The organism is Pseudomonas sp. B14(2022) (assembly GCF_012030485.1).
Classification (GTDB): Bacteria; Pseudomonadota; Gammaproteobacteria; order Pseudomonadales; family Pseudomonadaceae; genus Aquipseudomonas.
This window is the reverse complement of the sequence record NZ_JAAUVM010000023.1, coordinates 56,294-81,187: the sequence shown is the minus strand read 5'-3', so window position 1 is coordinate 81,187 and position 24,894 is coordinate 56,294. Positions and strand designations below refer to the sequence as shown.

Here is a 24,894-nt window from a genome sequence, read left to right as displayed (position 1 = left end):
GGGTATTGCCATGCCGATTCGCGCCATCGAGTCGATCGAGACCATTATCGTCGACCTTCCCACCCTTCGCCCGCACAAACTGGCGATGCACACCATGCAAAACCAGACCCTGGTGATCATCCGCGTGCGCTGCGCCGACGGCATCGAAGGCATCGGTGAATCCACCACCATCGGTGGCCTGAGCTACGGTAACGAGAGCCCCGACAGCATCAAGGTCAACATCGACCGTCACTTCGCGCCACTGCTGATCGGCCAGGACGCCAGCAATATCAACGCTGCCATGTTGCGCCTGGAGCGCAGCATTCGCGGCAACACCTTTGCCAAATCCGGTATCGAAAGCGCCTTGCTCGACGCCCACGGCAAGCGCCTGAACCTGCCCGTCAGCGAACTGCTCGGTGGGCGTGTGCGCGATGCGTTGCCGGTGGCCTGGACCCTTGCCAGCGGCAATACCGCCCAGGACATTGCCGAGGCCGAAAAGATGCTCGACCTGCGCCGCCACCGCATCTTCAAGTTGAAGATCGGTGCCGGTGAAGTTGGCCATGACCTGGCCCATGTCATCGCGATCAAAAAGGCCCTGGGCGAGCGTGCCAGCGTGCGCGTCGACGTCAACCAGGCCTGGGACGAGGCCGTGGCCCTGCGTGCGTGCAAGGTGCTCGGCGACAACGGCATCGACCTGATCGAGCAGCCGATCTCGCGCAATAACCGTGGGGGCATGGCCCGGCTCAACCTGTCGAGCCCGGCGCCGATCATGGCTGACGAATCCATCGAGTGTGTCGAAGATGCCTTCAACCTGGCCCGCGAAGGCGCGGCCTTGGTGTTCGCCCTGAAGATCGCCAAGAACGGCGGCCCCCGCGCGGTATTGCGCACCGCTGCGATTGCCGAGGCAGCCGGTATCGGCCTGTACGGCGGCACGATGCTGGAAGGGGGGATCGGCACCCTGGCGTCGGCGCATGCCTTCCTTACGGTGGACAAACTGGCGTGGGGCACCGAGTTGTTCGGCCCGCTGTTGCTTACCGAAGACATCCTTACCGAGCCGCCGCTGTACCGCGACTTCCAGCTGCATGTCTCCCATTTGCCGGGCCTGGGCCTGGCCATCGATGAAGAGCGTCTGGCGTTCTTCCGTCGTGACAAACACTAAGAGGCGCCGCCATGTTGTTCCACGTAAAAATGACCGTGAACCTGCCCGTCGACATGAACCCCGAGCGCGCCGCCAGCCTCAAGGCCGACGAAAAAGCCCTGGCTCGACGTTTACAAGAGCAAGGCAAATGGCGCCACTTGTGGCGCATCGCCGGGCTCTACGCCAACTACAGCGTGTTCGACGTCGACAGTGTGCAAGAACTGCATGACCTGCTGATGCAACTGCCGCTTTACCCCTACATGGCCATCGAAGTGAACGCCTTGTGCCGGCACCCTTCGTCGATCCATGCGGACGACCGCTAGGCCGGTTTTCACCCTGATAACTACAAGATGAGGAATGCACCATGTCCATCCGACTGTCCCAGACTGCCCATGCCCAACAGTTTCTCGAAGAAGCCAGCGGCAACCTCACTGACGGCGGCAACCCGCGCACCAAGGCGCTGATCTACCGGATCCTGCGCGATACGGTAAACATTATCGAAGACCTGGAAGTGACCCCGGAAGAGTTCTGGAAGGCGGTCAACTACCTCAATGAATTGGGCAAGAACCAGGAGGCCGGACTGCTCGCCGCCGGGCTCGGTCTGGAGCATTACCTGGACATGCTGATGGACGCCGCCGATGAGGAAGCCGGCAAATCCGGCGGTACCCCGCGCACCATCGAAGGCCCGCTGTATGTGGCCGGCGCGCCGCTGTCGAAGTACGAGGCGCGGCTGGACGATGGCAAGGACGAGGCGGTGCCGCTGTTTATGCGCGGGCAAGTGCGCGACACCGAGGGCAAGCCGTTGGCGGGGGCGATTGTCGATGTGTGGCAGGCCAATACCGGTGGCACCTATTCGTGGTTCGACCCGACGCAATCCGAATTCAACCTGCGCCGCCGCATCGAGACCGACGCCCAGGGCAACTACCGCTTTCGCAGCATCGTGCCCTCGGGCTATGGCTGCCCGCCGACCGGGCCGACCCAGCAGTTGCTCGATCAACTGGGGCGTCACGGCCAGCGGCCGGCGCATATCCACTTCTTCATCTCGGCGCCGGGGTACCGGCACCTGACCACGCAGATCAACCTGTCGGATGACCCGTACCTGCATGATGATTTTGCCTACGCGACGCGGGATGAGTTGATTGCCGAGATTCGCTTCAGCGACGATCCGCAACTGGCGCGGGAGTTTGGCGTGGAAGGGCGGTTTGCGCAGATTGATTTTGACTTTGAGTTGCAGGCCGCGGCAGCGCCGGTAGAGCAAAAACGCATGCAGCGGGTTCGTGCGTTGGAGGATTGATCAACACGGTCAAAAATGTGGGAGGGGGCAAGTCGAATCGTCGCACCGCCCCTCCCACATTCGAGCGATGGTGCTGCTCCTATTTGCGAACAACCAGATCAAGCACCTCATCCCGATCCTTGATCTTCTGCAACACAATCTCCGAGCGGATATCCATCACCCCCGCCGTGCGGTTCAGGTGGTTCACGATAAAGTCCGAAAAGTGCTTGAGGTTGCGCGCCTGCACGCGCAGTACATAATTGCTGGCGCCGGTGATCACGTAGGCGCTGGCCACTTCCGGCCAGCCCTGCACCTTCTTGATAAACGTCTCATGCCAATCCTCCACATCCTGGCGCAATGACAGGTGGACGATGGCCTCCAGTTCAATCCCCAGTTGCTCGGCATTCAACACCGCGCGGTAGCCGCTGATAATCCCTTCGCTTTCCAGCAGGCGTAAACGGCGCAGGCAGGCAGAGGGCGACAACGCGACTTTTTCCGCCAGTTCCTGATTGCTGATACGGCCATCCTGTTGCAGGAAATGCAGGAGGCGAAGGTCGGTGGCGTCGAGAATCATGATTAGAATAAATCCGCGTATTTTCGGTTTTTAGTCGAATTTCCTACAGCTTAATTAGCCTGTTACCCACCACTTTGCACGAAAATTCTCTAAATCTTCGTTCATTATTTGCTGCATCCTCACTTATAAAAACCAGGACAGCCCATGACCCCTCGCAGCCATTGCCAAGCCCTTGACACCCAGGACCCGCTGGCGCCGCTACGTCACCAGTTCGCCTTGCCCCAGGACGTTATCTACCTGGACGGCAACTCCCTCGGCGCGCGTCCAGTGGCGGCGCTGGAGCGGGCGCAGGCGGTCATCGTGCAAGAGTGGGGCAATGGCTTGATCCGCAGTTGGAACAGCGCCGGTTGGGCCGACTTGTCCCAGCGCCTGGGCAACCGCCTGGCACCGCTGATTGGTGCGCGCGACGGTGAGGTGGTGATCACCGACACCACCTCGATCAACCTGTTCAAGGTGCTCAGTGCCGCCTTGAGCGTGCAGCGCCAACGGGAGCCTGCGCGCAAGGTGATCGTCAGCGAAGCGAGCAACTTCCCCACCGATTTGTACATCGCCCAGGGCCTCGCCGAGTTGCTGCAACAGGGCTATTCCCTGCGCCTGGTCAACAGCCCGGATGAACTGCCCGAGGCCATCGACGGGGATGTGGCGGTGGTGATGCTTACCCACGTCAACTACAAGACCGGCTACATGTACGACATGCAGGCGCTCACTGCCTTGAGCCATGAATGCGGCGCGCTGAGCATCTGGGACCTGGCGCATTCGGCGGGCGCGGTGCCGATCGACCTGCACGGGGCCGGTGCCGACTATGCGATTGGCTGCACCTACAAATACCTCAATGGCGGCCCGGGCTCCCAGGCGTTCGTATGGGTCAGCCCGACCCTGGTGGACCTGGTGCACCAGCCGCTGTCGGGCTGGTTCGGGCATACCCGGCAGTTCGCCATGGAATCCAGCTACGCGCCGAGCGCCGGCATCGCCCGCTACCTGTGCGGCACCCAGCCAATCACTTCGCTGGCGATGGTGGAGTGCGGCCTGGAAATTTTTGAACAGACCGATATGGCCCGCCTGCGCAGCAAATCCCTGGCGTTGACCGACCTGTTTATCGAGCTGGTCGAAAGCCGCTGCGCCGCCCATAACCTCGTGTTGATCACTCCGCGTGAACACGCCCGGCGTGGCAGCCATGTGAGCTTCGAACACCCTGAGGGATATGCGGTGATCCAGGCCCTGATCGCCCGGGGTGTGATCGGTGATTACCGCGAGCCGCGCATCATGCGCTTTGGGTTTACGCCGCTGTACACGAGCTTTACCGAGGTGTGGGATGCGGTGGAAATCCTCGGTGAGATTCTCGATAACAACACTTGGGACCAGCCGCAATTCAAGGTCCGACATAGCGTCACCTGAGTAAACGCTGGACCCTGTGGGAGGGGGCTTGCTCCCGATAGCGGCGGATCAGTAAACATTTAAGTGACTGACACACTGCCATCGGGGGCAAGCCCCCTCCCACAGGGGACCTGTGACAACCGTTAGATAGTGCAACCACAATAATAAAGGGGCACACCACGTGACCACGCCAGACAACGGCTTTGCCGATATCACCCACCGCGAACTGGGCCTGAGGCGCCAGCTCACTTCCGGCCAGATGAGCATGATCGCTATCGGTGGCGCCATCGGCACCGGGCTGTTCATGGGCAGCGCCTATGCCATCGGCTATGCCGGGCCCAGCGTGCTGGTGAGCTACGCGATCGGCGCGTTGATCACCTTGTTGCTGATGGGCTGCCTGGCGGAGATGACGGTGGCCCACTCCACCTCGGGTTCTTTTGGCGCCTATGCCGAGTTCTACATCAGCCCGCTGGCCGGGTTCCTGGTGCGTTATGCCTACTGGGCGGCGATTGTGCTGGCGGTGGGCGCCGAGGTCACGGCGGTGGCGATGTACATGAAGTACTGGTTCGCCAACGTGCCGGAGTGGGTATGGATCGTATCGTTTTCCAGCGTGCTCATCCTGCTCAACGCCATCAGCGTCAAGACGTTCGGCCACTTCGAATACTGGTTTTCGACGATCAAGATCAGCGCCATCGTCGGCTTCATCATCCTTGCGGTGTACGTGGTGTTCGGCTCCGGCAATCCGGACTATGGCGTGCAGCACTACACGGCTCACGATGGCTTCTTCCCCCATGGCCTGAGCGGCATGTGGATAGCGGTGATCGTGTCGATCTTCAGCTACTTGAGCGTCGAGATGATCGCCGTGGCTGCCGGTGAAGCGGCGGACCCGGAGCAGGCCGTGAAGAAAGCCTTTCGCGCGACCATCGTGCGGCTGGTGGTGTTTTACCTGCTGACCCTGGCGCTGATGCTCGCCATCGTGCCGTGGAACCAGGCCGGCCAGACCCAGAGCCCGTTCGTCACGGTGATGCAGACCATCGGCATTCCCGGCGCCACCGGGGTGATGAATTTCGTCATCCTGATCGCGGCGTTGTCGGCGATGAACAGCCAGCTCTACATCACCACGCGCATGATGTTCAGCCTGTCCCGCGCTGGCTTTGCGCCCAAGTCCATGGGCGCGTTGAGCAAAAGCGGCATTCCGCTGAATGCCTTGCTGTTGTCCAGCTCGGGCATCGCCCTGGCGACGCTGTTGAACGTGGTGTACCCGCAAAGCTCGTTCACCCTGATGATGGCGATCTCGATGTTTGGCGCGATCTTCACCTGGTTCATGATCTTCCTCACGCACCTGTTCTTCCGGCGCTATCGCAAGCGTCATGGCGGCGCGAAGCTGTCGTTCCAGTTGCGCCTGTTTCCCTACAGCACGTTACTGGGCCTGGTACTGATGGGGGCGGTGATGATCACCACGTACTTCACCGAGGCGTTCAAGATGACCCTGGTGTTTGGCGTGCCGTTCCTGCTGATCCTGTCGGCGGTGTATTACGGGTTTTTCCGCAAGGGTAGGGCCAAGGCGTCGAACAAGGCCCTGGCGTAACCCGGCAAGTGTTCGAACGAGCGCGCGCATAACAGCAGCGTTCGCCGAGCCCACTCTTCCTGCAACGGTTGGGCGGTGAAGGGATGTGGCGCTGGCCAGCGCGCCAACGCCGCCTGGGGCACGATGCCCAGGCCGGCGCCGCGGGCGACCATGCGCATCAGCCCGTCAAAACCCTCGGCGCGGATGCGCGTCTGCACACGAAAGCCCGCGTGCAGTGCCTGTTCTTCCAGGTACACCGAGAGTGCGCTGGCGGCGCCCAAGCCGACGAAGTCGAATTGCAGGCTGTCGACAAAACTCACCTTGCCGCCTGCCAGGGGATGGTCGCGCGGCATGATCAGCACCAGTGGGTCGTCGCGAAACGGCAGGGTCTGCAAGCCGTGGGTGTCCACGGCGTCGGAGATGATCCCCAGCTCCGCCGTACCCTGGCGCAAGGCCTGGGTAATGCGCAGGCTGGGCAATTCCTGCAGGTCGATATCGAGGTTGGGGTGTTCGCGCAGAAAGTCCGCAAGCAGTTCCGGCAGGTATTCGCTGAGTGCGGTGGTATTGCACAGCAGGCGCACCTGGCCTTTGACGCCGTTGGCGTATTCCGCGAGGTCCTGTTGCAGGTGATCGGCTTGTTGCAACAACAGGCGAGCGTGACGGGCTAAGGCCTTTCCCGCCGGTGTGGGGGTGACGCCTCGACGCCCACGGTCGAGAAACTCGATGCCCAACGAGGCTTCCATCGCCCGGATGCGTGCACTGGCGGCGGCCAGGGATAAATGGCTGCGGGCCGCGCCGGCGGTGATATTGCCGGTGTCGAGGATGTGCAGGTAGAGGCGCAGGTCGATCAGGTCAAAGTGCATGGCTGGTTGCTCGGGTGACTGGACTGGCATCGTCAGCCTCACGCAAAACAAGAGGCTGCCTCAGTATATGGCGAATTTTCGGGCGCATCGAAAAGTCGCACACTCGGCCCATGAACACCTTCCTCGCGTTTTACCAAAACCTCGGCCCCGCCCTTACCTTGCTGGTGATCGGCACCTTTCTGTTGGCCGGTACGGTCAAGGGCGTCATCGGCCTGGGCCTTCCCACCGTTGCCATGGGCATGCTCGGCCTGGCTATGCTGCCGGCGCAGGCTGCGGCGTTGCTGATCATTCCTTCGACCGTCACCAACCTGTGGCAATTGGCATTCGGCGGGCACCTGAGTGCTTTGCTCAAGCGGCTATGGCCGATGTTGCTGCTGATTTTCCTCGGCACCGGGCTGGGCACGTTGTGGCTGGGGATGGACGGCGGGCAATGGGTGGTGCGCGCACTGGGCGCGGCGTTGCTGGTGTATGCACTGAGCGGACTGTTCCTGCCCGCGTTCAAGGTCAAGGTCCAAATCGAACGCTGGCTGGGCCCGTTGTGCGGGCTGATCACCGGCATCATCACCTCGGCCACCGGTGTGTTTGTGATTCCGGCCGTGCCGTACCTGCAGGCGCTGGGTTTGAACCGCGATCAACTGGTGCAGGCGTTGGGGCTGTCGTTCACCGTGTCGACCCTGGCGCTGGCCGCCGGTTTGGCCTGGCGCGGCACGTTGGGCGGTGGCGAAATCAATGCATCGTTGCTGGCGCTGGTGCCGGCGCTGCTGGGCATGTGGCTGGGCCAGGTGGTGCGCCAGCGCATCAGTGCGGTGCTGTTCAAACGGGTGTTTTTTATCGGCATGGCGCTGCTGGGCGGGCATCTGCTGATCAGTGGTTGACGGCGCTGCGGTGTAAGCTGCTGTGAACCGATAACGAGGACCGCCCGTGAAAGCCCGATCCGATGAGCTACAGATTTTCGTCAGCGTGATTGAGTGCGGCTCGATTTCCGCTGCCGCGGAGCAGGTCGGGCAGACGCCGTCGGCGGTCAGTCGCACCCTGTCGCGCCTGGAAGCCAAGCTTGAAACCACACTGATCAACCGCACCACGCGGCGCATGGACCTGACCGAGGAGGGCAAGTACTTCTTCGAGCAGGCCAAGCTGATCCTGGCACAGATGGACGCGCTGGAAGAGCGCCTGTCGTCACGCCAGAAAAACCCTGCCGGGCGGCTGCGCATCAATGCCGCCGTGCCGTTCATGCTGCATGGGATCGTGCCCTACATCGCCGAATTCCGCCGTTTGTACCCGCAGATCCAGCTGGAGTTGAACAGCGATGACCTGATCATCGACCTGCTGGAGCAGAGCACCGATATTGCGATTCGCATCGGTGCCCTGGCCGACTCCACCCTGCATGCGCGCTCCCTCGGCTGGTCGCCGCTGCATATCCTCGCCAGCCCCGACTACCTCAAGCAGTACGGCACGCCGACGACGGTCGCCGAGTTGGCTGACCACACCTTGCTGGGCTTTACCCAGACCGAAACCCTCAACCATTGGCCGCTACGCCATGTGGAAGGCGACCGCTGGCTGATCCAGCCCAGCGTGGCCGCGTCCAGTGGTGAAACCCTGCGCCAGCTGGCGTTGGAAGGGCAGGGCATTTGCTGCCTGTCGAACTTCATGACCTCCGAAGACATCAATGCCGGACGCCTGGTGCCGGTGCTGGAGGCGTTCAACAGTGGGTATCGCCAACCCATCCATGCGGTGTTCTACCGCAACTCGCAATTGGCGCTGCGCATCCAGTGCTTCCTGGACTTTATCCAGGCCAAGCTGGCGCGGTATGCCTGCTGATTCGTGACCGTCACGCAAGAGTGAATTGGGCGGTACGGGCTTATTCGTCAGGGATGAGTCCGTAACAATGGACCCATCACTTACCCCGTCAGGAGCACTCTCCATGAACGTATTCATTACCGGCGCAGCCGGTTTTATCGGCGGTTCCATCGCCACTGGCCTGGTCAAGGCCGGTCACACCGTTACCGGCCTGGTACGCAGCGCCGAGCAAGCGGCTGAAATGACCGCCCTGGGCATCAACCCGGTGATCGGCACCCTCGATGATGCCGCTGTGTTGACCGAGCAAGCGCAGAAAGCCGATGCGGTGATCAATGCCGCGAGCAGCGACCATCGCGCTGCGGTGGAAACCCTGCTGGCCGCGCTGAAAGGCTCGAACAAGCCATTCCTGCACACCAGCGGTTCGAGCATCGTGGGGGATGCCTCGGGCGGTAAGGCCAGCGATGTCATCTACTTCGAAGACAGCTTGCCGGAGCCGACCGTCGACAAGGCTGCCCGCGTGGCCATCGACAACCTGATCCTGGCAGCGGCCAAAGACGGGGTGAATTCGGCGGTGATCTGCAACACCCTGATCTACGGCCACAGTCTTGGCGTGAAGCGCGACAGCGTGCAACTGCCGCGCTTGCTCAAGCAGGCACGCAAGAGCGGTGTGGTGCGCCATGTCGGCACCGGGCAGAACATCTGGTCCAACGTGCACATTGACGACGTGGTGGCGCTGTACCTGCTGGCACTGACCAGGAACGTGCCGGGCACTTTCTACTTTGTGGAAAGCGGCGAGGCCTCGTTTATCGACATGACCACGGCTATCGCCCACGCCCTGAACCTGGGCCAGCCACAGGATTGGCCATTGGCCGAGGCTGAAGCCGAGTGGGGCTATGAAATGGCCAACTATGGCCTGGGCTCCAACAGCCGCGTGCGCGGCAAGCATGCCCGCGAGTTGCTGGGCTGGGTGCCGAAGCGTACGTCGGTGGTGGAGTGGATTCGCGACGAGATGGTGTGATGTTCGCTTGAAACCCAGGTGCTGCTATCGGGAGCAAGCCCCCTCCCACATTTGACTGAGTTCCAACGCTGGAATGCAGTCAAGTGTGGGAGGGGCGGTGGGACGATTCGACTTGCCCCCGATTGGGGCCACTCGATCTTTCAGACTGGCCCCACCGGGCTCAATTCCGTACCATTCCCCGCCTTATCCCCCGCAATGCCCTGGTACCTCATGAACCTCACCCGCCTACGCGCCGATGCCTTGGCCGGCCTCACCACGTCCTTTGCGTTGCTGCCCGAATGCATCGCCTTTGCCCTGGTGGCTCACCTCAACCCGCTGATGGGGCTCTACGGCGCCTTTATCATTTGCACCCTTACCGCCTTGTTCGGCGGCCGGCCCGGCATGGTGTCCGGGGCGGCAGGCTCGATGGCGGTGGTGATCGTCGCGCTGGTGGTGCAGCACGGCGTGGAATACCTGCTCGCCACGGTGCTGCTGGGCGGGCTGATCATGGTCGCGTTCGGCCTGTTGCGCCTGGGCAAGCTGGTGCGCATGGTGCCGCACCCGGTGATGCTGGGGTTCGTCAACGGCCTGGCGATCATCATTGCCCTGGCCCAGTTGGAGCATTTCAAGAGCGGTGAAAGCTGGCTCAGCGGTACGCCGTTGTACGTGATGACCGGCCTGGTGCTGGTGACCATGGCCATCGTCTACCTGCTGCCGCGCATCACCCGTGCGGTGCCGCCGGCCCTGGTGGCGATCCTTGGCGTGGGCCTGGCCGTGTACCTGCTCGGCCTGCCGACCCGTACCCTCGGCGACATGGCCCACATCGCCGGCGGCCTGCCAACCTTCGCGCTGCCGCAGATCCCCTGGACCCTGGAAACCCTCGGCATCATCGCCCCCTATGCATTCCTGATGGCCATGGTCGGTCTGCTGGAAACCCTGCTGACCCTGAACCTCACCGACGAAATCACCGAGACCCGTGGCTACCCCGACCGCGAAAGCGTGGCCTTGGGCGCGGCGAATATGCTCTCGGGCCTGTTCGGCGGCATGGGCGGTTGCGCAATGATCGGGCAAACCGTGATCAACCTTAGCTCCGGCGGGCGCGGGCGTTTCTCCGGGGTGTTCGCCGGGGTGATGATCCTGCTGTTTATTCTGTTTCTGTCACCGCTGATCGAGCGGATCCCGCTGGCGGCGCTGGTCGGGGTGATGTTTGTGGTGTCGCAGCAGACCTTCGCCTGGGCGTCCCTGCGGGTGATCAACAAGGTGCCGCTCAATGATGTGCTGGTGATTATCGCGGTGACCGTGATCACGGTGTTCACCGACCTGGCCACCGCCGTGCTGTGTGGCATCGTGATCGCGGCGCTGAACTTTGCCTGGCAACAGGCCCGTGAGCTGTATGCCGATGAGCATCTGGAAGCGGATGGCAGCAAGCTCTATCGCCTGCACGGCACCTTGTTCTTTGCCTCGACTACGCCGTTCCTGAACCAGTTCGATCCGGCGAACGACCCCGCCCAGGTGACGTTGGATTGCCGTCACCTGAGCTTTGTCGACTACTCGGCGATTGCCGCGCTGATGACCCTGCGCGAGCGCTACAGCAAAGCTGGCAAGCATCTGCGGGTGCTGCATTTGTCTGAGCGCTGCAAGCAGTTGCTCAAGCGTGCCAAGGTTCGCCACGACTGATTTTTACGGTCCGACCAGGTCTTCCAATTCCTGGGCGCGGGTCTGCGTCATGTCCAGCACGCAGCCGGTGCCGTTGACCTGGTCGATGGTGCCGCCGGTGGCGGAGCCGGCGAAGGCGCAATTGGCGTCACGGTATTTGATCCACAGGCGCTGCAGGTCCTGCAGTTGCTGTTTGCGAGTGCCTTCCTGGGCGGCGAGGGCGGTCTTGTAGGCTGTGTTCAGGCGCGTGTCTTGCACCTTGGTTTCCTTGACGTTGCAACTGACCATGTCGGCAGTGGTATTGGCGCCGTCCATGCATTTTTTCAGGGCCGGGTTGTCGGCGGCGGCGGCAGTGCCGCACATGGCGAGAAGCAAGGCGCCGGCGGCGAGTGTCGTGCGAGTCATAGTCGATTTTCCTGGCATCAATGGATGTGCATTCTATGACTCAAGCTTATTCGTCGAGTTTCCAGCCTTCTCTGATCTTGATGTAAGAACATCCCTCGAATTTTCATACACGGCCCTTGGGCTTATCCCAACGCGACAGCGCTTATCCGTAAGCGAAAGTTACTTTCATACAGTTTGAAAATACGCCTCGGTAATGATTTATGAGTTTCACAACCCATTCGACGTGACCCTTTCCGAGGAGTACCGCATGGCCGCATCACCGGGCTTCGGGCTGTTGGCATACGCTGCCATCGCCATCATTGCTTTGATCGTGCTGATCGCACGTTACCGGCTCAACCCGTTTATCGTCATCACCCTGGTGTCCATCGGCCTGGCGCTGATGGCCGGGATGCCGGCAGACACCATCATGGGTTCCTACGAGGCCGGCGTCGGCAAAACCCTGGGGCATATCGCCCTGGTGGTGGCGCTGGGCACCATGCTCGGCAAGATGATGGCCGAGTCCGGTGGCGCCGAGCAGGTGGCCCGCACGCTGATCAACCGTTTCGGCGAACGTAATGCCCATTGGGCCATGGTGTGCATCGCGTTCCTGGTGGGGCTGCCGCTGTTTTTCGAAGTGGGCTTTGTGCTGCTGGTGCCGATCGCCTTTACCGTGGCGCGGCGCGTGGGGGTGTCGATCCTGATGGTCGGCCTGCCGATGGTCGCCGGCCTGTCGGTGGTGCATGCGTTGGTGCCGCCGCACCCAGCGGCGATGATGGCCGTGCTGGCGTATAACGCGTCGGTGGGGCAGACCGTGCTCTATGCGATTCTCATCGGTATTCCGACGGCGATCATTGCCGGCCCGCTGTACGCCAAATTCATCGTGCCGCGTATTCACCTGCCGGCGGAAAACCCGCTGGAACGCCAGTTTATCGAGCGTGAACCTCGCGAGCGTTTGCCGAGCTTTGCCCTGACCATGGGCACTATCCTGTTGCCGGTGGTGTTGATGATGATCGGTGGCTGGGCCAACGTGATTTCCACCCCGGGTACGGGCTTCAACCAGTTCCTGCTGTTTATCGGTAACTCGGTGATCGCGCTGCTGGTGGCGACCCTGGTGAGTTTCTGGACCCTGGGCCTGGCGCAGGGCTTCAACCGCGAGTCGATCCTCAGGTTCACCAATGAATGCCTGGCGCCGACCGCGAGCATCACCTTGCTGGTGGGCGCGGGTGGCGGTTTGAACCGGATATTGGTGGACGCTGGCGTTACCAACGAAATTCTAGGCCTGGCGCATGCCTTCCACCTGTCACCGCTGGTGATGGGCTGGCTGTTCGCTGCGTTGATGCGGATTGCGACGGGCTCAGCCACGGTGGCCATGACTACGGCTTCGGGCGTGGTGGCCCCGGTCGCCCTGGGCCTGGGTTATCCACACCCGGAATTGCTGGTGCTGGCCACTGGCGCGGGTTCGGTGATCTTTTCCCACGTTAACGACGGTGGCTTCTGGCTGATCAAGGAATACTTCAATATGACGGTGATCCAGATCTTCAAGACCTGGACCGTATTGGAGACGCTGATCTCTGTGGTTGCCTTCGGTCTGACTTACGGCCTGTCCTGTATTTTGTAACCCGGAGCCCCCATGGACATCCTCTACCAGATCCGCGCCCGCCAGGATTCCTTCAGCGCCGGCGAAGGGCGTATCGCCAGGCTGATGCTGGAGGATGTGGGCTTTGCCGCCTCGGCCAGTCTGGAAGAGCTGTCCCAACGGGCCGAGGTCAGTACCGCCACCTTGTCGCGCTTTGCCCGCAGTGTCGGTTGCCGGGACTTGCGCGATCTGCGCCTGCAACTGGCCCAGGCCAGCGGCGTCGGCAGCCGCTTCCTGGACCCGGCGGGGTTGCCTGAACAGTCGGCGTTTCATCGGCAGATTCTCGGCGACATCGAAGCGACGTTGCGCCAGCACTTGTCCGGTTTCAACCAGGCCAGTTTTGTCGATGCGGTCAACCTGCTGGGTAAGGCGCGGATGATCCACGCGTTTGGCATGGGCGGGCCATCGAGCTTGTGCAGCGATGAACTGCAGGTGCGCCTGGTACGCCTGGGCTATCCGATTGCCGCCAGCCACGACCCGGTGATGATGCGCGTCACAGCTGCAACCCTGGGGCCGGAACACGCGCTGATCGTCTGCTCGCTCACCGGCCTTACCCCCGAGTTGCTCGATGTGGTGGCGCTGGCACGCAACTACGACGCGCGCATCGTCGCCATCACTCTTGCCGACTCACCCCTGGCGCAGTTGGCGGATGTGCTGCTGCCGCTGCAACCGGCGGAAACCAGTTTTATCTACAAACCCACGGCGGCGCGTTACGGCATGCTGCTGGCCATCGACCTGCTCGCCACCGAACTGGCGCTGGCCCTGCCCGACGACAACCAGGAACGCCTGCGCCGGATCAAGCTGGCCCTCGACGATTATCGCGGCGGCCCTGACAGCCTGCCGCTTGGAGATTGATATGACGTACGACACGCTGATTCGCCAGGCGCTGATCATCGATGGCAGCAACACCCCGGGTTATGTCGCCGATGTGGGGCTGCGTGACGGGCGCATCGAGACGATCGGCGACTTGTCGACGGCGGCGGCCGTGCATGAAATCGATGCGACAGGCCGTGTGCTGGCGCCGGGCTTTATCGACGTGCACACCCACGACGACACGGTGGTCATCCGCCAGCCGCAGATGCTGCCCAAGCTCAGCCAGGGTGTGACCACGGTGATTGTCGGCAACTGTGGCATCAGCGCCTCACCGGTGAGTTTACGCAGCGATCCGCCCGACCCGATGAACTTGTTGGGCAGCGCTGCGGCGTTTGTTTATCCCCGTTTCAGCGACTATCGCAGCGCCGTTGAACGTGCTCATCCAGCGGTCAATGTCGCAGCATTGATCGGCCACACGGCGCTGCGCAGTAACCACATGGACGATCTGCATCGCACCGCCACACCGGATGAAATCGTCGCCATGCGTGTGCAGTTGCACGAGAGTCTTGAGGCCGGCGCCCTCGGTTTATCCACAGGCCTGGCCTACGCCAGCGCGTTCAATGCCGAGACCGATGAGGTGCTGCAACTGAGTGAAGAACTCACGGCCTTCGGTGCGGTGTACACCACCCATTTGCGCAGCGAATTCGAACCGGTGCTGGAGGCGATGGACGAGGCTTTTCTGATCGGCCGGCACTCACAGGTACCGGTGATTATTTCCCACCTCAAATGTGCGGGAGCGGGGAACTGGGGGCGTAGTCCGCAGCTGTTGGCAGCGTTGGAATCGGCGGCGAAAACCCGCCCGGTGGGGTGTGATTGTTATCCCTATGCGGCCAGTTCTTCTACCCTGGACCTCAAGCAGGTGACCGACGCGTTTCGTATCACGATCACCTGGTCGACGCCGCACCCTGAAGTGGGGGGGCGCGACTTGCAGGACATCGCTGGCGAATGGGACGTCTCCCTGATGGACGCCGCCCGTCGTCTGCAACCTGCGGGGGCGGTGTACTACGGGATGGATGAAGCGGATGTGCGACGTATCCTCGCGCATCCGTTGTCGATGGTGGGGTCGGATGGCTTGCCTGAAGATCCGTTTCCGCATCCTCGCTTATGGGGCGCGTTCCCACGGGTGCTGGGGCATTTCAGCCGGGATGTCGGCTTGTTCCCGTTGCACACCGCCGTGCACAAGATGACCGGCTTGTCGGCAGCGCGTTTTGGGTTATCCGAGCGGGGCGAAATTCGCGAAGGGCACTGGGCCGACCTGGTGTTGTTCGACCCTGTGCGGGTGCGCGATGTGGCGGACTTCAATGAACCACAGCGGGCAGCGCAAGGCATTGATGGCGTGTGGGTCAACGGCGTGTTGAGCTACAGCGATGGCCAGGCGAACGGTCAGCGACCGGGGCGGTTCCTGGCGCGCAGTGGGGATTTGCGTGGTGGGTTTTCGACTCTATAGTGGGCGCTTTCATACACGGAGCGATTGCCATGCACTTAGGAAAAGTCACCCCCATCCTGCGGATTTTCGATGAGGCCAAGGCGCTGGAATTCTACGTCGACTTCCTGGGCTTCAAGGTCGATTGGCAGCACCGCTTCGAGGCGAATTATCCACTGTATCTGCAGGTGTCGCTGGGCGATTGCGTGCTGCACCTGTCCGAGCATCATGGCGACGCCTCTCCGGGCACGGCGTTGCGGATCCAGGCGCAAGGGGTGGATGCGTACCAGCAGCAGTTGCTGGGCAAGGATTACCGTTACGCCAAGCCTGGGGTTGAGGAAACGCCTTGGGGATCGCGGGAGATGAGCATCAAGGATCCGTTTGGGAATCGCGTGGTGTTTGTTGAGGAAGGCGAGGGCTGAGCGGCAAATCGCAGGCAATAAAAAACCGCCTTGGTAGGCGGTTTTTTTTTGCAACCCCAGTTAGTGGCTGGGGTTGCATTCTTACAGGAAGCGCTGACCCGCCTAAGGGATACTAATGCCGGTTATCGTCTCGCGCAAGGCTTGACGAGGGGCGTTGCTTTTTATCTGTCGACTTTATTTCTATTTAGAGTTGGTGGCAAAAATTTGCAACATATCAGTTGATCTTTCCAGCAGGTTTATCGTCGCCTGTCACACCTTTGATTCGGATGTTGATTAGTATCACCCCCGTTCCAAGTATGTCGTTTTGTAGGTGGCTGGGTATGCGCGCGGAATTATGGACCGAACGCCACGGGCTAGTAATCCGTGCCGGATTCATGCGGGAGGAACCAAAGCCCGGCCGCCTCACAGGAAGCGTTGACCCGCATCCAAAGGCTCACGTGTTCCGGTAAGTGTGCTGGAGGTAAGGCCCAACTCACGGAGGGCCGAGTATGTCTAAGTTTGCACGACGTACATGGAACCTCGTAGTGAATGCCGTACGTGTTTATCACGTGTGGACATTCCTGCGGGACAGCTTCGATGACCTGTAAGGTCTGAGAAGTGGAGCCGCTTCGGTTAATACCGAAGCGGCTTTTTGGTTTCTTAAACCCGGAAGTGACTGACCATCTGCTGCAACTGGCTACCCAAACGTGCCAGTTCCACGCTCGATTTTGCCGTCTCGTCGCTCGCGGTGGCGGTCTGCTCGGACACATCACGCACATTCACGATGCTGCGGCTGATCTCTTCGGCCACGGCGCTTTGCTGTTCGGCGGCGGCGGCGATCTGCTGGTTCATCGACTGGATGTTCGACACTGTGCGGGTGATGTTTTCCAGTGACACACCGGCCTTGCGCGTCAGTTCGACACTGCTGTCGGTGAGGCTGCGGCTGTTGTTCATTACGTTGGCAACTTGCTGGGTGCCGTTCTGCAAACCGGCGACCAGGCCTTCGATTTCCTCGGTGGATTTCTGCGTGCGCTGGGCCAGGCCACGCACTTCGTCGGCGACCACGGCAAAGCCGCGCCCGGCTTCACCGGCACGCGCCGCTTCAATCGCTGCGTTGAGGGCCAGCAAGTTGGTCTGTTCGGCCACAGCCTTGATCACATCCATCACGCTGCCGATCTTGTTGCTCTCTTGTTGCAGGTGCGCCATGGCGTCGGTGGAACGCGCCACTTCGGCGGCCAGGCGTTCGATCTGGGCGATGGCCTCGGCTACCACTTTGTCGCCAGCGCGGGCTTGGCCGTCAGCGTCGGCGGCGGCCAGAGAGGCTTGCTCGGCGTTGCGTGCGACTTCCTGCACGGTGGCGGTCATTTCGTGCATCGCCGTGGCGACCTGATCGGTCTCGATTTTCTGGCTGTTCACGCCGGCGCTGGTCTGCTCGGTGACGGCCGACAACTCTTCGGCGGCGCTGGCGATCTGGGTCACGCCGTCGCGAATACCGCTGATCAATTCACGCAGGGTCGTGCCCATGCGCTGAATACCTTGTTGCAATACGCCCAGCTCATCGCGACGGGTGACCTGGATATTGTGGCTCAGGTCGCCGGAAGCGATGCGTTCAACCACGGCCAGGGTTTCCTGCAGTGGACGCGTGATCTGGCGGGTGATCACCAGTGCCGCAATGATACCGACCAGCAGTGCCAGCAAGGTGCTGATCAACTGCAGGCTGCGGGCCTGGGCGCTTTCAGCGTCGCGACGATCCAGCTGGATGTCGTACAGCTTGTCACTGATCGTGACGATATCGGCGCCTTGGGTGGTCATTTCGGCACGGGCAGCCACGATATTGGCGTTGGCGGCCTTGTAGTTCTGCACGGCGCTGCGATAGGCGCCAAGGGCGGTTTCCAAGGAGCTCAGGGCGCTTTGCTGGCTGGCGCCGAAGGCGGCGCTGAGGCCTTTCAAGCCACTGATGGCTTTTTCGATTTGTGCGGCAGCGCGGGCTTCGGTGTCCGGGTTGACGTTGCCGGTGTAGCCGCGCACTTCGTAGCGGGCCAACTGGAACTGCATCTTGGCGTCGGCCACGGCCTGGAACTGTGCAAGGTGCTCCGCGCTGTCGGGCATTTGCCTCACGCTGGCGTCCAGCGCGTCGATTTGGGCATTGGCGATATCGGCCTTGTCGCCCATTACTTGGCGAGAGGCATTACCGTTTCGGTAAGCCTCGCGCATTTTGTTCAGGGATTGCTGATAAGCCGTGATGATGGCTTTCTGCTCGTTGAGCAGCTTGACGTTTTCCGGGCTCTTGAAGCTGTTCAGGAGTTTCTGTTGCTGGGCAGTAAAGGCGTCCAGGTTGGTCTGTACGTTTTGTGCCACGGCTTCGTCGCCGTTGGCCAGCATGTATTGCAGACGCACGATACGCAGTTTGGTCAGTGAGGCATTGAGCTGGGTGATGTCGCTCATCCAGTTACTGCGGTCGATCAGACCGCCCAGGCTGGTCCAGCCGGTGAGGGCCAGGATCGAGGTGAGGACCAGTACCAGGCCGAAGCCCAGGCCCAGTTTGAGGTTGACGCTGATGTTACCGAACCAGCTGTTCATCTAATGCTCCGCAAAGGTGATGTCTGTCTGCTGGACGGTGTTGTTATTTGAGCCAGCCAAAGTGTGTAGCGCTGTATCGGCGACGGGCTGTGAATCTGAAGTGCTTTTATTGCGTGTGCGACGAAGGGTCGCGATCCCGGTGCCGCGCTGCCGTGCAGGGCTCATCACGAGCAGGTCTTGTGTGCTAGTCTGCTGGCCCTTTTAGTTCTGGGCGGTGCGGGAAACCGGTGTTTTCAGCGCTGCCCTATAGCGGAGCCTCTTCATGTCCGAAGTTAATCTGTCCACCGACGAAACCCGCGTCAGCTACGGTATCGGCCGTCAGTTGGGCGACCAACTGCGCGACAACCCACCGCCAGGTGTGAGCCTGGATGCGATCCTGGCTGGCCTGACCGACGCGTTCGCCGGCAAACCAAGCCGTGTTGATCAAGAGCAAATGGCTGCCAGCTTCAAGGTCATTCGCGAAATCATGCAAGCCGAAGCGGCTGCCAAGGCTGAAGCGGCTGCAGGCGCTGGCCTGGCTTTCCTGGCTGAAAACGCCAAGCGTGATGGCATCACCACCCTGGCTTCCGGCCTGCAATTTGAAGTGCTGACCGCCGGTGACGGCGCCAAGCCGACCCGTGAAGACCAGGTTCGCACCCACTACCACGGCACCCTGATCGACGGCACTGTGTTCGACAGCTCCTACGAGCGTGGCCAGCCTGCAGAATTCCCGGTGGGCGGCGTGATCGCCGGCTGGACCGAAGCCCTGCAACTGATGAATGCCGGCAGCAAATGGCGCCTGTACGTGCCGAGCGAGTTGGCTTATGGCGCTCAAGGCGTTGGCAGCATTCCGCCGCACAGCGTGCTGGTATTTGACGTCGAACTGCTCGACGTTCTGTAAGACCTGCTTTTGATTACCTGTAGGAGCGAGCTTGCTCGCGAAAAACGTCAACGATGACGCGGGCATCCTGGATGAGCGCGTTGTTTATGCGGTCTTCGCGAGCAAGCTCGCTCCTACAGTGTTTTGCTGGTTTTCTCATGGATGGAACTTGCCACTGAGCTCCGTGGCCGGGCGCAACGCTCGGGCATAGCAGAACAGAAACAGATTGCGCACAACCTCCTTCAGTACTCCAGGTTCACTCGAACTCAGGCCGTTGACGTCCAGGTCGCCCTGGTCCTGCAGCTCATTCAACGCTTCTTCTTCCAGCACAGCACAGACTTCACCGGTTTCCCGATGGAGGATGCGTAGGTAAGGGTGTGGGCGGTCGAGCCAGGCATCTATCAAATAAGTCATGGTTGCATCTCCTTGATGGGTTTCAATGAGAATAATTCTTATTCGTAGAATAGCAAGTGCCTATTGGCAGTTTCCTGGTTTTTCTGTGTGGATATTGAGAGGGGTCAACGGGGAGGGCAAAACGCCATCCCGCGCGGGCGCGGGATGGATGCAGCAGGTTCAGACTTTGCGCACGAATTCGGACTTGAGTTTCATCGGGCCGATACCGTCGATCTTGCAATCGATATCGTGGTCGCCGTCGCACAGGCGGATGTTCTTGACCTTGGTGCCGACCTTCACGACCAAGGACGTACCCTTGACCTTGAGGTCTTTGATCACGGTGATGGTGTCGCCGTCCTGCAGGACGTTGCCCACAGAGTCTTTCTTCACGGTTTCATCGCCGGCCACTTCGGCCTCGCCATTGGCGGACCACTCATGGGCGCATTCCGGGCAGATCAGCTGGGCGCCGTCTTCGTAGGTGTATTCGGAATTGCATTTCGGGCAGGGTGGCAACGTGCTCACTAAAGCTCCTTAACGGTCAGGATGGCTAAAAGTCGCACATTATATAGGGAATTGTGGTCTTGCAGGTTTTATCAAATCCGAATGTGGGGGGGGCAAGCCCCCATCCCACATGGGTATGCGTTTGCAGGTAGGACCTAGTGCGTCCGCGCGACCGCAAATTCACTCAGCTCAACCAAGGCATCCCGGTACTCGCTGGCCGGAAGGGCTTCCAGGCACTTGATCGCACGGGCCACGTAGTCACGTGCCAGTTGCGCGGTGTAGTCCAGCGAGCCCGAGGCTTCCACAGCCTCACGGATGCTTTCCAGGTCCTCGATCCCGCCTTTCTGGATCGCCTTGCGCACCAGGGCCGCCTGTTCCGGCGTGCCTTCGCGCATGGTGTAGATCAGCGGCAAGGTCGGTTTGCCTTCGGCCAGGTCGTCACCGACGTTCTTGCCCAGGGTCTCTGCATCGCCGCGGTAGTCGAGCAGGTCGTCCACCAGTTGGAACGCCACGCCCAGATGGTCGCCAAAGGTACGCAGGGCTTCGGCCTGTTCGGCGGTCGCGCCACAGAGCGCGGCGGCACTGTGTGTGGAGGCTTCGAAGAGCATCGCGGTCTTACCGCGAATCACTTCCATATAGGTTTCTTCGGTGGTGCTGGCGTCGCGGACCTTGGACAGCTGCAGCACTTCGCCTTCAGCGATGATGCGCGTGGCCTGGGAAAGAATCTTCATCACCGGCATCGAGCCCAGCTCGACCATCATTTCGAACGAGCGCGAGTACAGGAAGTCGCCGACCAGCACGCTCGGGGCATTGCCCCACATCGCATTGGCGGTCTCGCGGCCACGGCGCATGCCGGACATGTCGACCACGTCGTCATGCAGCAGGGTGGCGGTGTGCAGGAATTCGATGGTGGCAGCCAGCAGGCGCAGGTCATCGCCTTCGCGGCCCAGGGCCTTGCCACACAGCAGCACTAATAAAGGACGCAGGCGTTTACCGCCTGCCGACGTAATGTAGTCGCCAATTTTTGAGACCAGCGGCACCTTAGACGTCAGCTGCTGCTTGATGATGCCGTCGACGGCGCTAAAATCGTCCGCGACCGCGCGGTAGAAAGCTTGGGGTTGCATCAGCGACAGTCGCTCCAGAAGGGTTGCGCGGCATGCTAGGACCCTGACCCCGTAGTGTCAAGGCGCGATAGACAGCCACTTGCAACACCCATTTACCTTGCGTACAATCGCGCACCCTGAACTTCCTGGGCAGCACCTGCCTTACGCAATTGCATTCGGGACGTCCATCCCATGCAGCCATGCCAGCCAATACCTCTTCTTATAAAGCGCTGGGTGAGCAGGATTATCGGAGAAATACCATGTCGTACGCAGTAATTGTTACTGGTGGCAAGCAATACAAGGTCGCCCCAGGTGAATACCTGAAGATCGAAAAACTGGAAATCGCTACCGGCGAATCCGTTACCTTTGATCGCGTTCTGTTGGTCGCCAATGGCGATGACGTGAACATCGGCGCTCCAGTTGTTGCTGGCGCTACCGTTGTGGCTGAAGTGATCTCCCAAGGTCGTCACGATAAAGTCCGCATCATCAAGTTCCGTCGTCGTAAGCACCACATGAAGCGTATGGGCCACCGCCAGTGGTACACCGAGATCAAAATCACCGGTATTCAGGCTTAATTTCAGCCTAATTCCTCACTAGGAGAATTGACTCATGGCACACAAAAAAGCTGGTGGTAGTACCCGTAACGGTCGCGACTCAGAAGCCAAACGCCTTGGCGTGAAGATGTATGGCGGCCAGAAAATCATTCCGGGCAACATCATCGTGCGTCAGCGCGGCACCCAATTCCACGCCGGTTACGGTGTTGGCATGGGTAAAGATCACACCCTCTTCGCGAAAATCGAAGGCGTGATCAAGTTTGAAGTAAAAGGCGCGTTCAACCGCCGTTACGTGAGCGTTGTCGCCGCTTAATTGCGCGATCGCTGGAAAAGCCCTGTCTTGCGACGGGGCTTTTTCGTTTGTGGAGTGAGTCTCTTGCAAAGCTGTTTGTAATGGGCTCGAGCAGCTGGATTTGCGGCTGTTGATTGAGGTCGCTGCGCTCATTTTTGCAAGAGTCTTATGTCTTGGTTTCTTAAGCTCGTCCGTGCGGCGAGAGGCGTTTTGTTATGAAGTTCGTTGATGAAGTTTCCATCCGAGTAAAAGCAGGCGACGGCGGTAACGGTTGCATGAGTTTCCGTCGCGAAAAATTCATCGAAAACGGTGGCCCCAACGGCGGTGACGGCGGTGACGGCGGTTCCATCTACATGATGGCCGACGAAAACCTCAACACCCTGGTCGACTACCGTTACACCCGGCACTTCGATGCCGAGCGTGGCTCCAACGGCGGCAGCACCGACTGCACCGGTAAAAAAGGCGAAGACCTGGTACTGCGTGTACCGGTCGGCACCACGATCATCGACTCCGCGACCCAGGAAGTGATCGGCGACCTGACCAAGGCCGGCCAGAAGCTGATGGTTGTGCAGGGCGGCTGGCACGGTCTGGGTAACACCCGATTCAAGTCCAGTACCAACCGTGCGCCGCGCCAGACCACGCCGGGCAAGCCGGGCGAGCAGCGCGACCTGAAGCTGGAAATGAAAGTATTGGCTGACGTGGGCCTGCTGGGCCTGCCGAACGCCGGCAAGAGTACCTTCATCCGCTCGGTATCGGCCGCCAAGCCGAAAGTCGCCGACTACCCGTTCACCACCCTGGTGCCAAACCTGGGCGTGGTCAGCGTCGACCGCTGGAAAAGCTTCGTGATCGCCGACATTCCCGGCCTGATCGAAGGCGCTTCCGACGGCGCAGGCCTGGGGATTCGCTTCCTCAAGCATTTGTCCCGTACCCGTTTGCTGCTGCACCTCGTCGACATGGCGCCATTGGATGACACCAGTGCACCGGACGCCGCCGAAGTGATCGTCAGCGAGCTGACCAAGTTCAGCCCGGCCCTGGCCGAGCGTGATCGCTGGTTGGTGCTGAACAAGTGCGACCAGATCCTCGAGGAAGAGCACGAGGAGCGCGTCAAGGAAATCGTCGATCGCCTGGAATGGACGGGTCCTGTCTACGTGATCTCGGCCATCGCCAAAGAAGGCACCGAGCGCCTGACCCGCGACATCATGCGCTACCTGGAAGACCGCGCCGACCGCCTGGCGGCCGACCCGGTATTCAAGGCCGAACTCGCCGAACTCGACCAGCAGATCGAAGACGAAGCCCGTGCCCAGCTGCAAGCCCTAGACGACCAGCGTGCCCTGCGCCGCAGCGGCGTGAAGTCGGTCCATGACATCGGCGACGATGATTGGGACGAAGAAGACGTGGATGATGAAGACGGTCCGGAAATCATTTACGTGCGCGACTGATCCGTTGCGATAAACTTGAACGCCGCTCCCTGGAGCGGCGTTTTGGTATCCGGGTATAACGTTATGGGCGGCGCTGGGTCGCGTGGCCCTCAATCTAAGGTTGAAGATGATGCGGAGCAAAGTGACAGGTGCGCAGCGCTGGGTCGTAAAGATCGGAAGTGCGCTGCTGACGGCAGACGGCAAAGGCCTGGATCGCGCAGCCATGAGCGTCTGGGTCGAGCAGATGGTGGCCTTGCATGAGGCGGGCGTGGAGTTGGTGCTGGTGTCGTCCGGGGCGGTTGCCGCCGGGATGAGCCGCCTCGGTTGGACCGCGCGACCCAGCGCGATGCACGAACTGCAAGCCGCCGCCGCCATCGGTCAGATGGGCCTGGTGCAAGCCTGGGAGTCCAGCTTTGCAGAGCACGGCCGTCATACGGCGCAGATCCTGCTGACCCACGATGACCTGTCCGACCGTAAGCGCTACCTAAACGCCCGCAGTACTTTGCGTGCGCTGGTGGAGCTCAAGGTTATCCCGGTGATCAACGAGAATGACACCGTGGTCACCGACGAAATTCGTTTCGGCGACAACGACACCCTGGCCGCGCTGGTGGCCAACCTGGTGGAGGCCGACCTGCTGGTGATCCTCACCGACCGCGACGGCATGTTCGACGCCGACCCACGCAATAACCCCGATGCCCAACTGATCTACGAAGCGCGCGCCGATGACCCGGCGCTCGACGCCGTGGCCGGCAGCGTTGGCGGTGCCCTGGGCCGTGGCGGCATGCAGACCAAGCTGCGCGCAGCACGCTTGGCCGCACGTTCCGGGGCTCACACCATCATCGTCGGTGGGCGCCTGGAGCGTGTGCTGGATCGCCTCAAGGCCGGTGAGCGCATCGGTACGTTGCTGTCGCCCGAGCGCGGCATGCTCGCGGCGCGCAAGCAATGGCTGGCCGGGCACCTGCAAACCCGTGGCACCCTGGTGCTCGACGATGGCGCGGTGTCGGCGTTGTCTCAAGGCAACAAGAGCCTGCTGCCGGTGGGCGTCAAGTTGGTGCAGGGCAGCTTTCGCCGTGGCGAGATGGTTGTGTGCGTAGCGCCCGACGGTCGTGAGATCGCCCGCGGCCTGGCCAACTACAGTGCCCTGGAAGCGCAGAAAATCATTGGACAATCGTCTGACGCGATTGTCGGACTATTGGGTTACATGGCAGAACCGGAACTGGTTCACCGCGATAACCTGATCCTGGTCTAAACAAAGGGAA

24 protein-coding genes and 2 pseudogenes are annotated in these 24,894 nt (G+C 61.1%); 18 read left to right on the top strand and 8 right to left on the bottom strand.

The features are described from left to right. Window positions 1-10 precede the first annotated feature (10 nt). Genes HCF10_RS25865 through catA form a run of 3 tightly spaced genes read left to right on the top strand, consistent with a single transcriptional unit; the run spans window position 11 to window position 2,411 of the window. Complete coding sequence (locus tag HCF10_RS25865; protein WP_167656694.1) at window positions 11-1,138, top strand: muconate cycloisomerase family protein; 1,128 nt, start codon at window positions 11-13, stop codon at window positions 1,136-1,138. An 11-nt stretch (window positions 1,139-1,149) separates the two neighbouring features. Further along, window positions 1,150-1,440 carry a muconolactone Delta-isomerase gene (gene catC / locus HCF10_RS25860; protein ID WP_131700233.1) on the top strand — a complete coding sequence of 97 codons (291 nt, stop codon included), beginning with the start codon at window positions 1,150-1,152 and terminating at the stop codon, window positions 1,438-1,440. Between the two features lie 41 nt (window positions 1,441-1,481). Beyond that, on the top strand, window positions 1,482-2,411 hold the full coding sequence (gene catA / locus HCF10_RS25855) for a catechol 1,2-dioxygenase (RefSeq protein WP_167656693.1): 930 nt from the start codon (window positions 1,482-1,484) through the stop codon (window positions 2,409-2,411). 79 nt (window positions 2,412-2,490) lie between these two features. On the opposite strand, the gene HCF10_RS25850 is transcribed toward catA, so the two are convergent. Beyond that, the gene (locus HCF10_RS25850; protein ID WP_003176072.1) at window positions 2,491-2,964 is read right to left on the bottom strand and encodes an Lrp/AsnC family transcriptional regulator; all 474 of its coding nucleotides are present in this window, start codon (window positions 2,962-2,964) and stop codon (window positions 2,491-2,493) included. Between the two features lie 144 nt (window positions 2,965-3,108). On the opposite strand from HCF10_RS25850, the gene kynU reads away from it, so the two are divergent. Then, window positions 3,109-4,359 (top strand): kynureninase, encoded by a 1,251-nt coding sequence (gene kynU / locus HCF10_RS25845; protein WP_167656692.1) that lies wholly within the window; start codon window positions 3,109-3,111, stop codon window positions 4,357-4,359. Window positions 4,360-4,519: 160 nt separating this feature from the next. After that, window positions 4,520-5,926, top strand: coding sequence for an amino acid permease (locus HCF10_RS25840; protein ID WP_167656691.1), 1,407 nt, complete (start codon window positions 4,520-4,522; stop codon window positions 5,924-5,926). On the opposite strand, the gene HCF10_RS25835 is transcribed toward HCF10_RS25840, so the two are convergent. Then, the gene (locus tag HCF10_RS25835; protein ID WP_131700293.1) at window positions 5,872-6,768 is read right to left on the bottom strand and encodes a LysR substrate-binding domain-containing protein; all 897 of its coding nucleotides are present in this window, start codon (window positions 6,766-6,768) and stop codon (window positions 5,872-5,874) included. The genes HCF10_RS25840 and HCF10_RS25835 overlap by 55 nt on opposite strands. Window positions 6,769-6,878: 110 nt before the next feature. On the opposite strand from HCF10_RS25835, the gene HCF10_RS25830 reads away from it, so the two are divergent. The 4 genes from HCF10_RS25830 (at window position 6,879) to HCF10_RS25815 (ending at window position 11,239) form a co-directional block, all read left to right on the top strand. Next, on the top strand, window positions 6,879-7,643 hold the full coding sequence (locus tag HCF10_RS25830) for a sulfite exporter TauE/SafE family protein (RefSeq protein WP_167656690.1): 765 nt from the start codon (window positions 6,879-6,881) through the stop codon (window positions 7,641-7,643). 46 nt (window positions 7,644-7,689) lie between these two features. Next, window positions 7,690-8,586: a LysR family transcriptional regulator gene (locus HCF10_RS25825; protein ID WP_167656689.1), complete on the top strand. Its 897-nt coding sequence runs from the start codon at window positions 7,690-7,692 to the stop codon at window positions 8,584-8,586. A gap of 103 nt (window positions 8,587-8,689) precedes the next feature. Further along, a complete protein-coding gene (locus HCF10_RS25820) occupies window positions 8,690-9,583 on the top strand; it encodes an NAD-dependent epimerase/dehydratase family protein (RefSeq protein WP_167656688.1) in 894 nt (297 codons plus the stop codon). Between the two features lie 210 nt (window positions 9,584-9,793). Then, window positions 9,794-11,239, top strand: a complete 1,446-nt coding sequence (locus HCF10_RS25815) for a SulP family inorganic anion transporter (RefSeq protein ID WP_167656687.1) — start codon at window positions 9,794-9,796, stop codon at window positions 11,237-11,239. A gap of 3 nt (window positions 11,240-11,242) precedes the next feature. Here HCF10_RS25815 and HCF10_RS25810 read toward each other — a convergent pair whose 3' ends face one another. After that, a complete protein-coding gene (locus HCF10_RS25810; RefSeq protein WP_167656686.1) occupies window positions 11,243-11,623 on the bottom strand; it encodes a lysozyme inhibitor LprI family protein in 381 nt (126 codons plus the stop codon). A 247-nt stretch (window positions 11,624-11,870) separates the two neighbouring features. On the opposite strand from HCF10_RS25810, the gene HCF10_RS25805 reads away from it, so the two are divergent. The 4 genes from HCF10_RS25805 to HCF10_RS25790 are packed head-to-tail and all read left to right on the top strand — an operon-like array spanning window position 11,871 to window position 15,956. Next, on the top strand, window positions 11,871-13,220 hold the full coding sequence (locus HCF10_RS25805; protein ID WP_237683182.1) for a GntT/GntP/DsdX family permease: 1,350 nt from the start codon (window positions 11,871-11,873) through the stop codon (window positions 13,218-13,220). 12 nt (window positions 13,221-13,232) lie between these two features. Then, complete coding sequence (locus HCF10_RS25800; RefSeq protein ID WP_065925967.1) at window positions 13,233-14,093, top strand: MurR/RpiR family transcriptional regulator; 861 nt, start codon at window positions 13,233-13,235, stop codon at window positions 14,091-14,093. A gap of 1 nt (window position 14,094) precedes the next feature. Continuing rightward, on the top strand, window positions 14,095-15,558 hold the full coding sequence (locus HCF10_RS25795; RefSeq protein ID WP_131700243.1) for an N-acyl-D-amino-acid deacylase family protein: 1,464 nt from the start codon (window positions 14,095-14,097) through the stop codon (window positions 15,556-15,558). Between the two features lie 29 nt (window positions 15,559-15,587). Further along, on the top strand, window positions 15,588-15,956 hold the full coding sequence (locus HCF10_RS25790) for a glyoxalase superfamily protein (RefSeq protein WP_167656684.1): 369 nt from the start codon (window positions 15,588-15,590) through the stop codon (window positions 15,954-15,956). A 639-nt stretch (window positions 15,957-16,595) separates the two neighbouring features. On the opposite strand, the pseudogene HCF10_RS32180 reads toward HCF10_RS25790, so the two are convergent. Both HCF10_RS32180 and HCF10_RS32175 read right to left on the bottom strand, forming a co-directional pair. Beyond that, window positions 16,596-17,189, bottom strand: a pseudogene (locus tag HCF10_RS32180) (methyl-accepting chemotaxis protein); the annotation flags it as partial. A gap of 261 nt (window positions 17,190-17,450) precedes the next feature. Then, window positions 17,451-18,515 (bottom strand): annotated as a pseudogene (locus tag HCF10_RS32175) (methyl-accepting chemotaxis protein); the annotation flags it as partial. Between the two features lie 262 nt (window positions 18,516-18,777). On the opposite strand from HCF10_RS32175, the gene HCF10_RS25780 reads away from it, so the two are divergent. After that, window positions 18,778-19,395, top strand: coding sequence for an FKBP-type peptidyl-prolyl cis-trans isomerase (locus HCF10_RS25780; protein ID WP_003176055.1), 618 nt, complete (start codon window positions 18,778-18,780; stop codon window positions 19,393-19,395). Between the two features lie 135 nt (window positions 19,396-19,530). Here HCF10_RS25780 and HCF10_RS25775 read toward each other — a convergent pair whose 3' ends face one another. The 3 genes from HCF10_RS25775 to HCF10_RS25765 all read right to left on the bottom strand — a co-directional run bounded on the left by HCF10_RS25775 (window position 19,531) and on the right by HCF10_RS25765 (window position 21,392). Then, entirely contained in the window at window positions 19,531-19,788 is a 258-nt protein-coding gene (locus HCF10_RS25775; RefSeq protein ID WP_057724031.1) for a PA4570 family protein, read from the bottom strand. 159 nt (window positions 19,789-19,947) lie between these two features. Further along, window positions 19,948-20,289, bottom strand: coding sequence for a zinc ribbon domain-containing protein YjdM (locus tag HCF10_RS25770; protein ID WP_003230858.1), 342 nt, complete (start codon window positions 20,287-20,289; stop codon window positions 19,948-19,950). A gap of 134 nt (window positions 20,290-20,423) precedes the next feature. Then, the gene (locus HCF10_RS25765) at window positions 20,424-21,392 is read right to left on the bottom strand and encodes a polyprenyl synthetase family protein (protein WP_053132020.1); all 969 of its coding nucleotides are present in this window, start codon (window positions 21,390-21,392) and stop codon (window positions 20,424-20,426) included. Window positions 21,393-21,631: 239 nt separating this feature from the next. Here HCF10_RS25765 and rplU point away from each other — a divergent pair, with 239 nt between their 5' ends. From rplU to proB, 4 genes are all read left to right on the top strand, one after another. Next, window positions 21,632-21,946 (top strand): 50S ribosomal protein L21, encoded by a 315-nt coding sequence (gene rplU / locus HCF10_RS25760; protein WP_003176051.1) that lies wholly within the window; start codon window positions 21,632-21,634, stop codon window positions 21,944-21,946. Between the two features lie 34 nt (window positions 21,947-21,980). Continuing rightward, window positions 21,981-22,238 carry a 50S ribosomal protein L27 gene (gene rpmA, locus HCF10_RS25755; RefSeq protein WP_003176049.1) on the top strand — a complete coding sequence of 86 codons (258 nt, stop codon included), beginning with the start codon at window positions 21,981-21,983 and terminating at the stop codon, window positions 22,236-22,238. Window positions 22,239-22,432: 194 nt separating this feature from the next. Continuing rightward, window positions 22,433-23,656: an Obg family GTPase CgtA gene (cgtA, locus tag HCF10_RS25750; protein ID WP_015885843.1), complete on the top strand. Its 1,224-nt coding sequence runs from the start codon at window positions 22,433-22,435 to the stop codon at window positions 23,654-23,656. Window positions 23,657-23,765: 109 nt separating this feature from the next. Then, on the top strand, window positions 23,766-24,884 hold the full coding sequence (gene proB, locus HCF10_RS25745) for a glutamate 5-kinase (RefSeq protein WP_026013771.1): 1,119 nt from the start codon (window positions 23,766-23,768) through the stop codon (window positions 24,882-24,884). Window positions 24,885-24,894 lie beyond the last annotated feature (10 nt).

Bases quoted from the DNA above. Each gene is read 5' to 3' on its own strand.
- HCF10_RS25850 (WP_003176072.1), bottom strand. From the start codon at position 2,964: ATGATTCTCGACGCCACCGACCTTCGCCTCCTGCATTTCCTGCAACAG.
- HCF10_RS25865 (WP_167656694.1), top strand. From the start codon at position 11: ATGCCGATTCGCGCCATCGAGTCGATCGAGACCATTATCGTCGACCTT.
- HCF10_RS25795 (WP_131700243.1), top strand. From the start codon at position 14,095: ATGACGTACGACACGCTGATTCGCCAGGCGCTGATCATCGATGGCAGC.
- HCF10_RS25830 (WP_167656690.1), top strand. From the start codon at position 6,879: ATGAACACCTTCCTCGCGTTTTACCAAAACCTCGGCCCCGCCCTTACC.
- rpmA (WP_003176049.1), top strand. From the start codon at position 21,981: ATGGCACACAAAAAAGCTGGTGGTAGTACCCGTAACGGTCGCGACTCA.
- HCF10_RS25780 (WP_003176055.1), top strand. From the start codon at position 18,778: ATGTCCGAAGTTAATCTGTCCACCGACGAAACCCGCGTCAGCTACGGT.
- rplU (WP_003176051.1), top strand. From the start codon at position 21,632: ATGTCGTACGCAGTAATTGTTACTGGTGGCAAGCAATACAAGGTCGCC.
- kynU (WP_167656692.1), top strand. From the start codon at position 3,109: ATGACCCCTCGCAGCCATTGCCAAGCCCTTGACACCCAGGACCCGCTG.
- HCF10_RS25810 (WP_167656686.1), bottom strand. From the start codon at position 11,623: ATGACTCGCACGACACTCGCCGCCGGCGCCTTGCTTCTCGCCATGTGC.
- cgtA (WP_015885843.1), top strand. From the start codon at position 22,433: ATGAAGTTCGTTGATGAAGTTTCCATCCGAGTAAAAGCAGGCGACGGC.
- HCF10_RS25800 (WP_065925967.1), top strand. From the start codon at position 13,233: ATGGACATCCTCTACCAGATCCGCGCCCGCCAGGATTCCTTCAGCGCC.
- HCF10_RS25815 (WP_167656687.1), top strand. From the start codon at position 9,794: ATGAACCTCACCCGCCTACGCGCCGATGCCTTGGCCGGCCTCACCACG.
- HCF10_RS25790 (WP_167656684.1), top strand. From the start codon at position 15,588: ATGCACTTAGGAAAAGTCACCCCCATCCTGCGGATTTTCGATGAGGCC.
- catA (WP_167656693.1), top strand. From the start codon at position 1,482: ATGTCCATCCGACTGTCCCAGACTGCCCATGCCCAACAGTTTCTCGAA.
- HCF10_RS25805 (WP_237683182.1), top strand. From the start codon at position 11,871: ATGGCCGCATCACCGGGCTTCGGGCTGTTGGCATACGCTGCCATCGCC.
- HCF10_RS25820 (WP_167656688.1), top strand. From the start codon at position 8,690: ATGAACGTATTCATTACCGGCGCAGCCGGTTTTATCGGCGGTTCCATC.
- proB (WP_026013771.1), top strand. From the start codon at position 23,766: ATGCGGAGCAAAGTGACAGGTGCGCAGCGCTGGGTCGTAAAGATCGGA.
- HCF10_RS25765 (WP_053132020.1), bottom strand. From the start codon at position 21,392: ATGCAACCCCAAGCTTTCTACCGCGCGGTCGCGGACGATTTTAGCGCC.
- HCF10_RS25775 (WP_057724031.1), bottom strand. From the start codon at position 19,788: ATGACTTATTTGATAGATGCCTGGCTCGACCGCCCACACCCTTACCTA.
- HCF10_RS25835 (WP_131700293.1), bottom strand. From the start codon at position 6,768: ATGCACTTTGACCTGATCGACCTGCGCCTCTACCTGCACATCCTCGAC.
- catC (WP_131700233.1), top strand. From the start codon at position 1,150: ATGTTGTTCCACGTAAAAATGACCGTGAACCTGCCCGTCGACATGAAC.